This is a genomic window from Paenibacillus chibensis (assembly GCF_004001045.1).
Classification (GTDB): domain Bacteria; phylum Bacillota; class Bacilli; order Paenibacillales; family Paenibacillaceae; genus Paenibacillus_AQ; species Paenibacillus_AQ chibensis.
The window spans coordinates 115,265-130,537 of the sequence record NZ_BIMK01000016.1 but is presented as its reverse complement, the minus strand read 5'-3'; the positions used below and the strand labels follow the sequence as shown (position 1 = coordinate 130,537).

General features: G+C 51.1%; 11 protein-coding genes and 1 other annotated feature. Of the genes, 9 read left to right on the top strand and 2 right to left on the bottom strand.

Annotation, left to right across the window (positions count from 1 at the left end):
• Positions 1-21: 21 nt before the first annotated feature.
• The 7 genes from PCH05_RS14270 to PCH05_RS14240 all read left to right on the top strand — a co-directional run bounded on the left by PCH05_RS14270 (position 22) and on the right by PCH05_RS14240 (position 7,422).
• Entirely contained in the window at positions 22-462 is a 441-nt protein-coding gene (locus PCH05_RS14270) for a CoA-binding protein (protein WP_127603068.1), read from the top strand.
• A 173-nt stretch (positions 463-635) separates the two neighbouring features.
• Positions 636-2,522: a glucose PTS transporter subunit IIA gene (locus PCH05_RS14265; RefSeq protein ID WP_127603067.1), complete on the top strand. Its 1,887-nt coding sequence runs from the start codon at positions 636-638 to the stop codon at positions 2,520-2,522.
• Positions 2,519-4,291, top strand: a complete 1,773-nt coding sequence (ptsP, locus tag PCH05_RS14260) for a phosphoenolpyruvate--protein phosphotransferase (RefSeq protein ID WP_127603066.1) — start codon at positions 2,519-2,521, stop codon at positions 4,289-4,291. The genes PCH05_RS14265 and ptsP overlap by 4 nt, the downstream gene beginning before the upstream one ends.
• A 323-nt stretch (positions 4,292-4,614) precedes the next feature.
• Positions 4,615-5,052 carry a hypothetical protein gene (locus PCH05_RS14255; RefSeq protein ID WP_127603065.1) on the top strand — a complete coding sequence of 146 codons (438 nt, stop codon included), beginning with the start codon at positions 4,615-4,617 and terminating at the stop codon, positions 5,050-5,052.
• A gap of 105 nt (positions 5,053-5,157) precedes the next feature.
• Positions 5,158-5,502, top strand: coding sequence for a bacillithiol system redox-active protein YtxJ (gene ytxJ / locus PCH05_RS14250; protein WP_127603064.1), 345 nt, complete (start codon positions 5,158-5,160; stop codon positions 5,500-5,502).
• Positions 5,503-5,595: 93 nt separating this feature from the next.
• Entirely contained in the window at positions 5,596-6,606 is a 1,011-nt protein-coding gene (gene ccpA, locus PCH05_RS14245) for a catabolite control protein A (RefSeq protein ID WP_127603092.1), read from the top strand.
• Positions 6,607-6,723: 117 nt separating this feature from the next.
• Positions 6,724-7,422: a 5'-methylthioadenosine/adenosylhomocysteine nucleosidase gene (locus PCH05_RS14240; protein WP_127603063.1), complete on the top strand. Its 699-nt coding sequence runs from the start codon at positions 6,724-6,726 to the stop codon at positions 7,420-7,422.
• 80 nt (positions 7,423-7,502) lie between these two features.
• Here the strand turns inward: PCH05_RS14240 and PCH05_RS14235 are convergent, their stop codons facing one another.
• On the bottom strand, positions 7,503-8,135 hold the full coding sequence (locus tag PCH05_RS14235) for a GNAT family N-acetyltransferase (RefSeq protein ID WP_127603062.1): 633 nt from the start codon (positions 8,133-8,135) through the stop codon (positions 7,503-7,505).
• A gap of 391 nt (positions 8,136-8,526) precedes the next feature.
• Here PCH05_RS14235 and acsA point away from each other — a divergent pair, with 391 nt between their 5' ends.
• Positions 8,527-10,251 carry an acetate--CoA ligase gene (acsA, locus tag PCH05_RS14230; protein ID WP_127603061.1) on the top strand — a complete coding sequence of 575 codons (1,725 nt, stop codon included), beginning with the start codon at positions 8,527-8,529 and terminating at the stop codon, positions 10,249-10,251.
• A gap of 127 nt (positions 10,252-10,378) precedes the next feature.
• Here the strand turns inward: acsA and PCH05_RS14225 are convergent, their stop codons facing one another.
• Positions 10,379-13,489: a penicillin-binding protein 1A gene (locus PCH05_RS14225; RefSeq protein ID WP_127603060.1), complete on the bottom strand. Its 3,111-nt coding sequence runs from the start codon at positions 13,487-13,489 to the stop codon at positions 10,379-10,381.
• Between the two features lie 141 nt (positions 13,490-13,630).
• Positions 13,631-13,901, top strand: a binding site (T-box leader).
• A 57-nt stretch (positions 13,902-13,958) separates the two neighbouring features.
• On the opposite strand from PCH05_RS14225, the gene tyrS reads away from it, so the two are divergent.
• Positions 13,959-15,212, top strand: a complete 1,254-nt coding sequence (tyrS, locus tag PCH05_RS14220) for a tyrosine--tRNA ligase (protein ID WP_127603059.1) — start codon at positions 13,959-13,961, stop codon at positions 15,210-15,212.
• The last annotated feature ends 61 nt before the right edge of the window (positions 15,213-15,273 follow it).

Genomic DNA, 15,273 nt, shown 5'->3' with positions numbered 1-15,273 from the left:
AAGGGAAGGGCGGGCTGAAGCATGTCATTTGAAAATCCGACTCGCGATGAGATCAAAAAGATTTTGGAGAATGCAGGCAATATCGCCGTTGTCGGTTTATCCGACAAAACGGACCGGACATCCTTTATGGTAGCCCAGGCGATGCAGAGCCGCGGTTATCGTATTATTCCGGTGAATCCGGCAGTGGAAGGCAAGCAAATACTCGGCGAGAACTGCTATGCATCGCTGAAGGATATCCCCGAGCCGGTGGATATCGTCAACGTGTTCCGGCGCAGTGAATACTGCGCTGACGTGGCCCGCGAAGCTGCCGAGATTAAAGCGAACGTGCTGTGGCTCCAGCTTGGGATCGTCAATGATGAAGCGGCGGCGATCGCTGAGCAAAGCGGCATGAGAGTGATTATGGACCGGTGCATCAAAGTCGAGGAAGCCGTCACGCAGCCTGACAGATCCGGCAAACGGTAAATACCTCGTTGTAATCCGGCACCCCCGCCACGTTGGATGGCCCGGGGGTGTTTTTTCTTTTTGACAAAATCTTGATGAAAGCTTACCATTTGAAATATGTGCAGATTTTGCAGGAATCGGCGAGCATGAATTTTGCAAACTCTGATGTGCTTTTTGAAAGGAGAGTGCCTTTCTTGAATTGGCTCGGATCTCTGCAGCAGCTCGGAAGAGCGGTCATACTGCCCACGATGGTACTGCCGTCGGCCGCCATACTGCTGAGCGTAGGCAGTCTTCCCTGGGCCGCCTGGGGCCTCCCTCATGTCGCTGAGGTAAGCACCTGGGCAGGACAGGGCATCTTCTATTTTCTACCTTATTTATTTGCGGTCGGCGTCGCCTCAGGGCTTGCGAACCAGGCAGGACTGGCGGGGCTTGCAGCTCTGGCAGGCATGTTTATTTATGATCAGATCACAAGGCATATGGGGAACGGCCACATCCAGCCTACGACCCTGGTCGGAATCCTTTTCGGAATCGTATCGGGCGTAGCTTATAACCGGTACAAGCATATTAAACTGCCCGAGGCTGTGCAGTTTTTTGGCGGATCGAGGTTCGTCCTGCTGTTTATGGGATTATTCTCGGCCATATTTTCATGGGCGCTGCTGTTCATAACCCCTTATTTACAGAAGGGGTTGGACGAGCTGACGCTGATGATGAGTCATCTCGGGGGCTTCGGCCTGTTTTTGTACGGTATTTTATACAGAATCCTGACCGCGTTCGGTTTGCACCATCTTCTGAATAACATCTTCTGGTTTCAAGTGGGATCTTATCAGACGCCTTCAGGCAATATCGTCCAAGGCGATCTGCCGCGCTTTTTTGCGGGAGACCCGACGGCGGGGAACTACATGGCCGGCCTGTTTCCGATCATGATGTTCGCGCTGCCGGCCATTGCGCTGGCGATTATTCAAGAAGCGCGGGAAGACCTGAAACCGAAGATTAAGAAGACTTTTTTGACGGCAGCCCTCGTATGCTTTTTAACAGGAGTGTCCGAGCAGATCGAATTTGCGTTCCTGTTCGCGGCGCCTTATCTGTTTATCCTGCATGCCGTGCTCTCGGGCGCGGCGATGTGGCTCACTTACGAGCTGGACATTCATCACGGCTTTTCCTATTCGGCCGGGGCAATCGATTATTTTCTGAACCTGCATTTGTCGCATCACGCCTGGCTGCTGATCCCGATCGGCATTGGCTATGGTATGGGATACTACTTCTTGTTCAGATGGGCTATAAGGCGGTTTCAGATTCCGACGCCGGGGCGTGAGGAAGGATCGAACCTCGAGGATTGGGCAGGCAGCATTCCGTATCAGGCTCCGCTTATTCTTGAGGCGCTGGGCGGTAAGGAGAACATCGTTCAGGTGGAATCCTGCATCACGCGTCTGCGGCTGACGGTTAAAAACGACAGGCTTGTGGATGGAAACGCGCTGAAGATGCTTGGCTCCGCCGGTCTCATTAAGCTGGGAGGCGGAAACGTTCAGGTCGTGTTCGGCACATATTCGGAGCTGATCCGCGAAGAAGTGAACAAGCTGATGCAGCGGGATCTGCCGCAGGTGCTGTTCAGCGCGCCCGTGCAGGGCCGGATGCTGCCGATCGAGGAGGTTCCGGATCAAATTTTTGCCGCCAAGCTGGTCGGGGACGGCGTTGCCTTCATGCCTGAACGCGGGGAGCTTGTTTCCCCGGTTTTCGGGACCGTGATGCACATTTATCCGACGATGCATGCTGTTGGCATTTCCACGCCGGAGGGTCTTGAAGTGCTGCTGCATATCGGCATCGACACATCCCAGCTCAAGGGCGGTCACTTTCAGGCTGTCGTCGAGGAAGGCGATTCGGTCGAACCGGGGCAGCTGCTCGTCAAATTCGATCTGGCCTTTATCCGGGAACATGCCACCTCGATTGCGACGCCGATGGTCATCACGAATCCGGATCGCGTCAAATCGTGGAGCTTCGCTCCGTTCAAAGCGGTGAAGAAGGGACAGACGTCCGTCATGTCCGTAGTATTACACGACAGAAATGTTGGAGGTTTGGAATCATGATACAAGGCATCGGAGCATCTGCCGGCATCGCAATTGGAAAAGCATTCGTTCTGCCGAACTGGGAATGGGATCTGCCTGAGACCGGAATAGACGCAGTCGATCTGGCCAATGAGTTTGAGCGGCTGTATGAAGGGATACGCACCTCCAAAAATGAAATCGAGTATATCAAAAACGAATTCCGGGATATGGTCGGGGAAGAGGAATCCAGTATTTTTGACGCTCATCTGGCGATTCTGGATGATCCGGTCTTCATGAACGAAATACAGGGGGTCATCGAGCGTCAGTACAAAGCAGCCGAAGTGGCTGTAAAAGAAGCGATTGACCATTTCGTAACGATGTTTGATCTGCTGGATGACGAATACATGAAAGAGCGGGCCATGGATATCAAGGATGTCGGCAACCGACTATTGAAGCATCTGCTCGGCGCACCGGAAATTACGCTGCCGTCGGATACGCAGCCTTATGTGCTCGTTGTCAAGGAATTGTCCCCGTCTCAATTGGCGCATCTGAATCCTAGCCATGTGCTTGGCGTCGTGACCATGCTTGGAGGCAAAACCTCGCATTCCTCCATCATGGCGCGTGCGCTGGGCATTCCGCTTGTTGCGGGACTGGAGGGCAAACTGGCTGCGCCGATTCAAACCGGCGATTTAATCGTGCTTGATGGGGAATCCGGACATTTGTTCGTCAATCCCGATCAACGGACCGTAGAGCAATTTGAGCTTGCGCGAACGGAGCAGCAAGCCAAACGGGAGCAGCTGGAGCTGCTGTCCATGGTCGAATCCGTCACGAAAGACGGTACGGCCATGCGCCTTTCGGCCAATATCAGTTCGGTCAAGGAGCTGGATATGGCCGTGAAATACGGCGCCCTTGGCGTCGGATTGTTCCGAACCGAGTTCTTGTACATGGACCGGAGCAGTTTCCCGAGCGAAGAGGAGCAATTCGAAGTGTACCGGCAGGTCGTTCAAAAAATGGACGGCCGCTCAACCGTCATCCGTACGCTCGATATCGGCGGAGATAAGCAGCTGGATTATTTTCCGCTGCCGCAGGAGGACAATCCGTTCCTCGGCTTCCGGGCGATCCGCATCAGCCTGGAGCGTCAAGAGCTGTTCCAGACGCAGCTGACGGCCATTCTGCGTGCGAGCGCATATGGCAAAGCCAAAATCATGTATCCGATGATTTCCTCGGTGGAGGAGGTCAGACAAGCCAATCAAATTCTGCGCCGCGCCATGGCAGATCTCGATGCCCGGGGCATCGCTTATGATACCGACATTCAGGTCGGGGTCATGATTGAGATTCCGGCAGCCGTGATGATTGCCGATCTGCTCGCGCAGGAAAGCGACTTCTTCAGTATCGGCACCAATGATCTGGTGCAGTATGTGCTGGCTGTTGACCGGATGAACGAGCAGATAGCCCATATGTATCATCCCTATCATCCGGCGATACTGCGCATGCTTCGTACAATCGTCGACGCCGCTCGTCAGGCGGACATTCCGGTCAGCGTGTGCGGGGAAATGGCAGGGGATGAACGCTCCATTCCGCTCTGGCTTGAGCTTGGAGTTCATGACTTGAGCATGTCGATCCAATCGCTGCTTCGGGTGAAGCACCGGATATTGAATACATCGGCACAGGATGCACGCGAGACGGCCCGGCAGTGCTACAAGCTTTCGACGAACGCTGAAATCGAAAAGCTTCTGACGGACTTCAACGAATCCATGCGAACGGCTAAGCAGGCCGAAACGGAACAAGGGAAAGACAGCCACGTATCGTAAACATAAATTTCATGTGCGAAGGCCGGAACATCGATGGATGTTCCGGCCTTTTTAGATGTCAGAAAGTTTAGTATCCGGAGCGGCACCATCCAGACTTCGCAAGAAAAACATCATCTGAATGCGCTCTGCGGAATTCTGTTGATCACATTTTTTTACTGGCTGCTCCAGTGCGGGGGAGATGTAGGAGATGGGCTATTTGGTAAATAAAACAGCAGGCCCGGACAGGAAGGAATCAGGGGAGTAGGGAGCGAATAACATCAGCAGCTGAAATATGTGCTCTCTTGAGCCGATATATAGAAAAAGCCTGAGGTGGTAACATGTCTATGAAGTGTAGCTGCGAGCAAAAAATGAAACTGGAGCTTCGCACGGTGATGTACACACGGAGCGTCATGATTCGTCATGTTCCCGTGCTTGTCTGCGACCATTGTTTAACGTATGAACTGATTCCTTCCATGAGGCCGGATTTGAAAAAATGCGTAGATTTGCTCGGCCCGGACCCCTCGATAAACAGCTTTTCTCTGACTGAATACCATGAGCTGGCCCGATTGATATACGAAGTGCTGGCTGAAGGGGACTATTCAGAAGATAGTTTGAAACAGATATTGGAGCATGAAATCCAGGAACGCATCAATTTGCTGCTTGATTTGTACGGCATGGCCGAGTCTCTTCAGGATCAGGCATGGGTTTCGGACCTGCGCCTTCGCCTGTCCCAGCTGTCGGTCATTCTTCCGGAAATGAATGTATTTCATGCGGATGTTTGAAAATTTAACGATTTTCAGATAATTTTCATAGTAAGTTGGATTTTTCACGAGGATTTTGTTACGATAGAGTAAGGAATTTAATCGAAAAAAGGGGATGTATATCAAATGGCGACGATGACCAAACTGACTACTAGCGATCAGCTGCAGACCGCATTGGAAGCCTCAAAAGATAAGCCTCTGCTTCTTTTTAAACACAGCACGCGCTGCCCGATCAGCAGCAGGGCCTATCAACAGGTAATGTCATACTTACAAAACGAGCCGAACGAAGCCGTGGAGTACGGTTTAATCCATGTCGTCGAGGATCGTCCGGTTTCGCTCGAAGCTGCCGATCTTCTCGGTATACAGCATGAATCCCCGCAGGTGATTCTGGTTAAGAATCAGGCGTCTGTCTGGCATACATCTCATTCCCATATTACTGTGGATGCTCTGAAACAGCATTTAGAAGGCTAGTAAAGCGTTATCATTGCAGAATGCGACAATTTGTCGTATCATTATTTTAATGGGTTGACGAATGAAAATTTATTGGCAATGGAGAGAAGGAATTTGACGGTAACCATTTACGATGTGGCGCGTGAAGCAGGCGTATCGATGGCGACGGTATCGCGGGTTGTGAACAACAATCCCAACGTAAAGCCTCAGACCCGGAAAAAAGTATATGAAGCAATCGAACGTTTGGGATATCGTCCGAATGCGGTGGCCAGAGGCCTTGCCAGCAAAAAGACGACAACGGTCGGGGTTGTAATTCCCGATATCTCGAACTCTATTTTCGCGGAAATTGCTCGGGGCATTGAAGATATTGCCAACATGTACCACTATAATATTATTTTGTGTAACGCTGACAAGAAGAAGGAAAAGGAAATCCGTGTCATCAATACCCTGCTCGAGAAGCAGGTGGACGGGCTGCTGTTCATGGGCGGCACCGTAACGGAAGAACATATTCAGGCGTTCCAGACCTCTGCGGTTCCGATCGTGCTGTGCGCGACACGGGATGAGAACGGAACATATCCGTCCGTGGATATCGATCATGAGGCTGCTGCCTTTGATGCAGTGAATACACTGATTCGCCATGGTCATCGTGAAATTGCCATGATCAGCGGCACGCTGCAGGATCCGGCGAATGGTTATTCGCGTTTCCAAGGCTACAAGAAGGCGCTGGAGAATGCGGGTATTGAATATCAAGAGGATCTGGTGCGCATCGGTAACTATCGTTATGAGTCCGGCGTGGAAGCGATGAAATATTTCCTCGGTCTGAAGAAAAAGCCTACGGCTGTTTTCGCGGCCACGGACGAAATGGCGATTGGTGCCATTCACAGCATTCAGGATGAAGGTCTCAAGGTTCCAGACGATTTCTCCGTCATCAGTGTGGACAATACACGTATGGCGTCGATGGTTCGTCCGCTTTTGACCACGGTGGCTCAGCCGATGTACGATCTTGGCGCGGTTGCGATGCGTCTGTTGACCAAGCTGATGAAGAAGGAAAACGTGGACAACCCGCGGGTTATTTTGCCGCATGAAACGATTCTGCGCCTATCCGTAAGCCATGTGAACGAATAAGAAATAGATGCTTTGACATGAGATGAAAAAGGTTGGAAAACGCTGAAAAAAGCTCCTTACGGGAGCTTTTTTTAACGTGCGGAGCAATAAACTTTAATGAAAAGGGAGAATGCAAAGATGCCTGAAACGATCGGAATTATCGGGGCCATGGACGAAGAAGTGGAGCTGCTCTTGGCCGGGATGCAAAATGCGGAAACGATGGATAAAGCGGGCATCCGCTATTATAAAGGCACATACCTTAATCGAAATGTTGTCGTGTGCAAATCGGGGGTGGGTAAAGTCAATGCGGCTGTCACGACGCAGGTCCTCATCGACGCCTTCGGAATATCCAAAGTGCTGTTTACGGGTGTCGCAGGGGCTGTACATCCGGAGCTGAACATTGGGGATATTGTCATATCTTCCGAGTGCTTGCAGCATGACATGGATGTCACGGCTTTGGGGTATGAACGAGGAGTCATCCCGTATCAGGAGGTTTCGGCGTTTCAGGCGGACAAGGACTTGATGCTGCTGGCCCAAAAAGTCTGCGGGGAGCTCGGCGAGGTGAACTGCAGAGTCGGACGCGTGCTTTCCGGAGATCAGTTTATTGCCAGCGTAGAGCAGGTATCCTGGCTCTATGAGCATATGCAGGGCGCATGCGTCGAAATGGAAGGGGCTTCCGTCGCGCAGGTATGCTTCATGAACGGGGTACCGTTTGTCGTGATCCGTTCAATGTCCGATAAAGCGGACGGCTCCGCACACGCGAACTTCGCGGAATTTACAGTTGCCTCATCGCGCCGCTCCCATGCGATACTGGATTCTATGCTCGCTCAAATGTAAGTGAGCGTAAAAAATCATCAACATACAAACAACTCCGGAGGATTCTCCGGAGTTGTTGTCATATATGCGAATGGACATCCCTAGTACATAAAACGCTGCTGAAAACGAATTCGGTCAAACTGCTCTTTGGAGGAAATCGGCACGTCTCGGCCGATTCGAACCATCAGGCAGTTGGCCGGATGCGAGCATATTTCCGGATCATCGGTTGCGTACCAGACCATGTCGACGACCTTCATGAGCCGTTCCATCATTTTGCGGTAATCCCACACATTCAGGCCGCTGGTTTTTAAGTCCCAGTGCCAATAATATTCGGTGGTGAACACGATATATTGTTCCATTTGGCCATCCTCGAAGGCGGTTTTGATCATTTTTTGCCCCAGGCCAAGCGAGCGGTAGTCATTGGCAACTTCTATAGCTCCCAGCTCGATCAGATCCTCCATATTGCCCTGGGACCAGCGTTCCTGCTCGTCCGGGTAATGAAAGGTCACGTATCCGACGATTATGTTTTCCTCACGGGAAATGATGATCCGGCCTTCCTTGAGGCCTGCGATCTCCACTAGCGCCTTATGCTGCTCAGCCGGGCGGCGGAAAGCATCAAGGTCGGGGTGCATGGTCAACTCTGCCAATCTCTCGGGCGGTACGGGCCCTTCGACGACCAGGCAGCGCTCTTCTTGAGGTATGGTTTGTACATGGTACAGTTTAAGGTGTTCCATCTGGACGCTCCTTTCTGCTTCTAATCCTACTTATAGCAAAAAAACAAATAAATGAAAAGCGATGGCAGGAACTTTCATCCTATGCTATAATGATTCCTGACATAAAATAGCCACAACTTTTGATTTTTATAACCATCAGCCAGACCTGCTGTACCATATGTTTTTACGCTTACCTAAATAAATTGAACCACAGAATGGATAGCCCGTTTTTGTTTGTGAACTCTATCAAAGTTTAAAGGGTTAAACTTTCGGTTTAATTTATATAGCAATCAAGAGAAATTTTGTTTTACAGAACTGATTTCGTGTGTATGTTGTCATTTCCATGGCATGAATTCATACAAGATTGTAAGCGCTGCCCTAGCAATTGGGAGAACAGAGGGAGGATGAAAGTATGGAACAAAATCAAAATGAAATTTTACCTAGCGTAGCTGAAACGTCCAATTTGGGCGATTATGAACAGGCCCGCTCGCAATTCCAATGGGAAGAGGTGGAGAAGCATTTTAGCTGGTATACGACCGGCAAGGTTAATATGGCGTATGAGGCCATTGACCGCCACGTGGAAGAAGGACGTGGCCATAAAAATGCTTTGCTCTATAGCGACGCGAATCGCGATGAGAGCTATACTTTTGCCGATCTGAAGGAGCAGTCCGATAAATTCGGTAATGTTCTCCGTGAGCTTGGCGTCGGTAAAGGTGATCGGGTATTTGTTTTTATGCCGCGCAGTCCGGAGCTTTACTTCTCTCTCATGGGCATTTTGAAGGTAGGGGCTGTCGTAGGTCCGCTTTTTGAGGCTTTTATGGAAACGGCTGTTAAGGACCGTCTTGAAGACAGCGGTGCAGTTGCACTGGTGACGACGAGCCAGCTTCTCGGACGCGTGAAGCGTGACGAGCTGCCTGACCTGAAGCATATTATCGTGGTGGGCGACGGCGTTGAAGAAGATGACAAGGTCGTGGACTACGCGAAGGCGATGCAGGGGGCATCCTCGGATCTCCAAATGGAGTGGCTGGACCGCAATGACGGATTAATTATACATTATACTTCTGGATCGACGGGTAAACCGAAAGGCGTATTCCATGTACAGAATGCCATGATACAACATTATTACACGGGCAAAATGGTCCTGGATCTGCAGGAAGACGATATATACTGGTGTACGGCTGACCCGGGCTGGGTAACAGGTACTTCCTACGGTATTTTCGCACCTTGGCTGAACGGCGTTACAAATGTGATCCGCGGCGGGCGATTCAGTCCGCAGGACTGGTACGGAACGATTGACAAATACAAGGTGACGGTATGGTACAGTGCTCCAACGGCATTCCGCATGCTGATGGGGGCAGGCTCGGACGTTATTTCCCAGTTCTCCTTGAACAGTCTGCGTCATGTCCTCTCCGTAGGTGAGCCGCTTAACCCAGAAGTGGTTCGCTGGGGACAAAAGGTATACGGCCAGCGTATCCATGACACTTGGTGGATGACGGAAACCGGCGGACATTTGATCTGCAACTATCCATCCATGGATATCAAGCCAGGATCTATGGGACGTCCTATTCCGGGTGTGCAGGCAGCGATTCTGGACGATAACGGCAATGAAGTTCCGCCTTACACGATGGGGAATCTCGCCATTAAAACACCATGGCCGTCCATGATGAATCAAATTTGGAAGAATCCTGCCAAGTATCAGGAATACTTCCGTATTCCTGGCTGGTACGTTTCGGGCGATTCCGCTTATATGGATGAAGAAGGCTACTTCTGGTTCCAGGGCCGGGTCGATGACGTGATCAACTCCTCCGGTGAACGGATCGGACCGTTCGAGGTCGAGAGCAAGCTGGTCGAGCATCCTGCGGTGGCTGAAGCCGGCGTTATCGGTAAACCGGATGCGACCCGCGGCGAGATCATCAAAGCGTTCATCGCCCTCCGAGAAGGCTACGAGGAATCCGAAGAACTGAAGAATGAAATCTATAAATTCGTGAAAGAAGGATTGTCCGCTCATGCGGCGCCGCGTGAAATCGAATTCCGCGACAAGCTGCCGAAGACGAGATCCGGTAAAATCATGCGCAGGGTACTCAAAGCATGGGAGCTGAATCTGCCAACCGGCGATCTTTCGACGATCGAAGATTAATTATATCGCGTAAACAGGAAGCACCGGATTATGAATCCGGTGCTTTTTGTTTTTGTAGTGCACTGTGAATATGAAAAGACCCCGCCGCGGCAATCCGCGAACAGGGTCTTTTTACAACGGTATCGAGTTATTTCTTTTCAAAATAGGATGCCGCGGAAGGTCTGGAAGAGCCAACCGCATTGATCGCCGTTACCCGAAAGTATCCTTTGATCGGAGTGGTGGTGATAAACTGGAAGCCGGCTTCACGGCTGGTACCGATCGGGTTATATGGGCCGCCCGGCTTTTCACTGAAGGATATCGAATACTCGGTTACCTTCTCTTCCGGACGTGCCGGATTCCATTGGAACATAATTCCGTTATCGAGCGGTGCGATCTGCAGAGCAGTCGGCGATGATGGTTCATGGGTCGGTTCCTGCCCTGGGTCCGGAGCATTCGGATCCGGAATTTCGGTGCCTGGATTACCCGTGTCGCCCGGGGTGGAAGGATCTACGATGTCTCCAGGGATATCAATGATACCTCCAGTTGATCCGCTCGCCATTTCGCTTGGTGTTGATTCTTTGCCTGCTACATCCACGGCCGTGATATAAAAGCTGGAGCCTGTATCAGCCGCACTCGTAAAGGAGTATGCCTCTCCTGTCAATATGACACTGCCCGTATTCTGATAAGATCCTCCGTTTTGGGAACGGTACAAGCGGTATCCAACCACATCTGCTTGAGGAGACGGGCTGAAGGTAATGGTAGCCTTGCTGCCGTTCAGAGCCATCCTGACGCTTCCAGGAGCCGAAGGCGCGCTGCCGTCATCGACACGCGGATCGATCTCGGTCGGCATATCCTCGCCGGCGTCACGCGGGATATAGTAGGATAAAGATTCGTGGCCGCCGCGCATTTTTTCAAAGGCTGCCTGGAGCTCTTTGATCAGATCCGGGATCGGCTTCTCTCGTTTGATCACGACTTTTTCCTTCAGCATATCATCAGGCGTTTGATCCTTCGGAATATAGTTGACTCCGTTAAATGTGATGTATTTGACCTTGGCAATCCCGTCATCACTGTCTTTAGGAACGTATTTAATATTAAAGATATCCGTAACAAATTTATCCGTCAGTGATGTCGGAAGCTTGCCGCTGTATGCAGATACTGTTTTGGACACAATGCCCTCAGGCTTTTCGAATTTCGGCGTTTTGAATAAGTCGGGTTCTTTATCCGCGACTTCGTTCATAATGAGTGCCCATATCGATTGGGCACGCTTCTTGGCGGGCTTGCTCGTCAGCGTATTGACAGGCTCCTTGTAGCCTACCCATACGCCAAGCGTTACGTCAGGCGAGAAGCCCATAAACCACACATCCGCGTAGTTTTGGGTAGAGCCTGTTTTCCCGACGACCGGTATACTTTTGAAGTGCTTATAAGTATCCCGGACGGTACTACCCGTGCCGTCCGTAATGACCGTGCGGAGCATATCCGTCATCAGGTAAGCGGTTTGCTTGGAGAACGCCTGGACGGGTTTGGCTTCATGCTGATACACGATATTGCCGTTGGAATCCACGATTTTTTCAATCATGTATGCATCGTTAAAAGTCCCTTGATTGGCAATAGAGCTATAGGCATTCGTCAGGTCTTCGACGGTTACACCATATCTCAAACCGCCCAGAACACCCGTTGCAGCAGAATAGTCTTCTTTTTGAATGGTATTGATACCGACCTTTTTGGCAAAGGCCCAGGCATTGTCGATGCCGACGACGTTATTGAACAGCTTCAATGCAACGGTATTCACCGATTTGTTGAGTGCAGTCCGCGCTGTCATTAAGCCGCTGTATCCCGCAGTCGAGTTTTTCGGGATATGGAAGCCTTTCTGGTAGTCCTTCAAAATGATCGGTGCATCATCCAAAATGCTTGCAGGCTGGATCGCCCCGGATTCGATGGCAGGCAGGTAGGCCGCAATCGGTTTCATGGTTGAACCCGGCTGCCGGATCATCTGCGTGGCATAGTTCATCTGTTCTTTGTTGAAGTCCCGTCCTTCCAGCATGCCCAGAATGGCGCCTGTCTTGTTGTCAATCATCATGGCCGCGGTTTGCTCCGGTCCTTTGGTTTTGCTGTCAGGACCAAAGTTATCCTTGTTTTCGCCGATCTTATGCATGGAGTTGTACACCCGCTTATCAATCGTGGTGTACACACGGTATCCGCCGGTTTTAAGCTGTTGATTGGCAGCTTCAAGCAGATCGCTGGTATCGTTCGCATCCTTCTGATCGGTGCCGCCTTCCTTGAGACTCAGCTTCATCAGAATGTCGGAAGCCTGACGTTCAGTCTCCATCATCAGGTAAGGATAAGTGGCATAGGCTTTATCCATGCGCGGTGCCAGTGCCTTACGAATGTCGAATGCCAAGGCTTCCTTGTACTCGGCATCCGTAATCTTATTCTCTTCCATCATCCGCCGCAGCACGAGATGCTGGCGGTCCACAGCCCGCTTGAAGGCGTCCGGATTGAATTCGCCCGTGGAGGTGAAGGCGGAATATTTGGTTGGAAGCTGCGGAAGACCGGCCAAATAGGCCGCTTCGGCGATATTCAGCTTGCTTAAATCGTTTACGTTAAAAATGCCTTTGGCTGCAGCCTTGATCCCGTAGAGGTTGTACCCGCTTGATCCCTTACCGAAAGGAACCTTGTTCAGGTAGGCGGTCAAAATTTCCTCCTTGGTCATAAACCGTTCGAGCCGGAGCGCCAGCAAAATCTCTTTGAATTTGCGGTCATCCGTCTTATCCAGGTTCAGGAAGACGCGCCTGGCCAGTTGCTGGGTCAATGTGCTTCCGCCGGTTTGCACGGATTCTTTGAGCACCTTTTGTTTTACGGCACGCAGCGTACCCTTCAGGTCCACACCATTATGATTGAAAAAGTTGTTGTCTTCTATAGAAACAACCGCATTGATGACTGTCTTTGGAATCTGCTTGTATTCCACGGGACGTCTGTCCTCGTCCGTGCGGATCTGGCCGATCGGCGTCGTCTGATCGCGGAAATAAGCAAAGCTTGTAATGGAGTTTTCACTCATTTTTTGCTCGATCAGATCCCTGGACCGGACCGGATCGTCCTTCACAATGGAAGTGACATAACCCAGGGCGGCACCGCCGGCAAAAAGGGCGCCCATCAGGCCGACGACAAACAGCCAGAGAATGACGAGACCGGTTATCCGGGCGTAGGATCGTCGCCTCGGTGCAGGCTGTTTGTCAGGCGTCTTATTGTTATTTTCAACCATTCGCGTGCGTTCCTCCTTTTAACGGAACTATTATAGCATAATTTGCGGGTTTTGAATGCAGAGAACGAATGAGGGCTTTTTTTTAGAATATTTGACAGTTTTTCGGTGCATATGTTATAAATAATGCTAAATTAAACATCGGAAAAAGCGTGGATAGACATCAGTAGACAGGTTGTAAGCTCGATCAGAGAGCCGGTGGGTGGTGCGAACCGGCAGCTCTTCCTGTTGAATTACCGTCTGGAGCTGTCAGGAGGAACGCGGGTGCCTGCTTGCCCGCAAGTAGTCCGGTACCGGATGCAAGGTCCGTTATCTGAATGAAGTGAAAGCTGTCATCAGCGAGCCCGTATAATCGCGGCTTTTTGCGGCAGCTTTAATTAGGGTGGTAACGCGAGCGCTCCTTCTCGTCCCTTGGGATGAGAAGGAGCTTTTTTGCGTTTTAATCCTAGGATATGACGGAAGGATGAGGAACATGAAGTGGGATGAGTTGAATGTGCAGCAGCAGCGCGCGGTTGAAAGGCAGCTGGAAGTCATCACGAGGGGAACCGCGAATATTGTTCCGCAAGAGGAGCTGAAGCAGAAGGTGATGAAATCGGTCGTGACGGGCGAACCGCTTCGCGTGAAGCTTGGTCTGGATCCGTCTGCACCGGATATTCATCTCGGACATACGGTTGTTCTGCAGAAGCTGCGCCAGTTCCAGGAATTCGGTCATGAGGTTCAGCTCGTTATCGGCGATTTCACCGGACGGATCGGGGATCCGACAGGAAAGTCGGAAACCCGGAAGCAGCTGAGCGAAGAAGACGTCCGACGCAATGCCGAGACTTACAGGAAACAACTCTTTAAAGTGATGGATGAAGCAAAAACAACGATATGCTTCAACTCGGAGTGGCTAAGTCCGATGAATTTTGAGGAAGTTATCAATCTGGGAGCCAAAACGACTGTCGCCAGAATGCTGGAGCGCGACGATTTTCAGAAGCGGTACAGCAGCGGACAGCCGATCAGCATCCATGAATTTTTTTACCCGCTCATGCAGGGAATGGATTCGGTGGCGCTTAAAACCGACATTGAGCTTGGCGGCACCGACCAAACATTTAATCTTCTAATGGGGCGCACCTTGCAAAAGGAGTATGGGGAGGAGGCGCAGATTGCCATTACACTTCCCGTGCTCGAAGGTCTTGACGGCGTCAATAAGATGAGTAAAAGCTTGGGCAATTACATTGGAATCGATGAAAAGCCGGCTGAAATCTATGGCAAAGCGATGTCCGTACCAGATGAGCTGATGCTGAAATACTTCGAGCTTGCGACCGATCTTCCCCATGACGAGCTGGAGGTGTTGAAGCAGGGTCTGCAGGACGGAAGCGTTCACCCGCGCGATGCCAAAATGCGGTTGGCCCAAACGATCGTCCGCATGTATCACGGATCGGAAGAAGCCGAAGCCGCGAAGCAGCACTTTGTCACGGTGTTTCAGCAGCATTCGATTCCGGATGAGTTGGATGAGCATATCATTCCGGCCGGAGAGCTGAGAGAGGGGAAGATTCCTTTGGTTCAACTGCTGCATCGGCTTGGTTTCGCCGCTTCGAACGGCGAAGCCAGACGAAGTATCCAGCAGGGAGCGGTGAAGCTGAACGGACAGAAGCTGGAGGAGATCCATTCGGAAATAGCTCTGTGCAGCGGGGATGTGATCCAATCGGGTAAACGGAAATTCGCGAAAATCCGAATCGTCTAATAAAAGCGCATGAAAAAGGCAGAAGGCCAAAACGCCTTCTGCCAAACGCTGCCGCAAAGCA